The organism is Rahnella sp. P4_A8, assembly GCF_056402435.1.
On sequence record NZ_JBFUHK010000383.1, the window covers coordinates 1 to 554 of the forward strand.

The 554-nt window shown below is 40.3% G+C and carries 2 protein-coding genes; both read left to right on the forward strand.

Annotated features, from left to right (window positions below; translation table 11 throughout):
- A partial coding sequence (locus tag AC1DUO_RS26125; RefSeq protein ID WP_477989650.1) for a hypothetical protein occupies window positions 1-194 on the forward strand: 194 nt, incomplete at its 5' end.
- On the forward strand, window positions 187-554 hold a 368-nt coding region (locus AC1DUO_RS26130; RefSeq protein WP_477989651.1), incomplete at its 3' end, for a hypothetical protein. The genes AC1DUO_RS26125 and AC1DUO_RS26130, both read left to right, overlap by 8 nt.

Consider the following 554-nt stretch of genomic DNA (forward strand, 5'->3'; position numbering starts at 1 on the left):
GGCCATTCCCTGAACTTATTGAAAATAAAGAAATGGTTATCCATGGTAAATGGACAGAAAAAGGCAGGGAATTGGCAGCCAAAACACTGGGTGTGGAGAAAATATCAGTCCTGGATCCAGATAATAAAGAGTTTTCTAACTATTGGACGCCGGAGTATTGTGCTCAGCGAGTGGCGCAGGTGCTCAATGGATAGCATGTATATTACAGGATATGCATTAAGACAAAATGGAATTACAAATAGTAACATCAGGAATGCTATCGAAGATAAACAATCATTTCCACTAGATGAAGACCCTGATGCGTTTACACAGGAGGTGAAGAAAAAGCTCGCAAGGGAGGACCGTGCGATTATTACTGAACTTTCTCTTAGTTCTATAGCAATTTGTTGCGAAGCGATGGCAATGGCTGAACAGCTAAAGCCCTTCACCGATGTGGAAAAAGAAAATACTTTTGTTATGGCTACGGCAGAAACAGAAGATGACTTTTACACCATTATTTATAAGTATCTGCAAAAACACCAAAAGGATGGAGATGAGGTCACAGAACTCAAAGA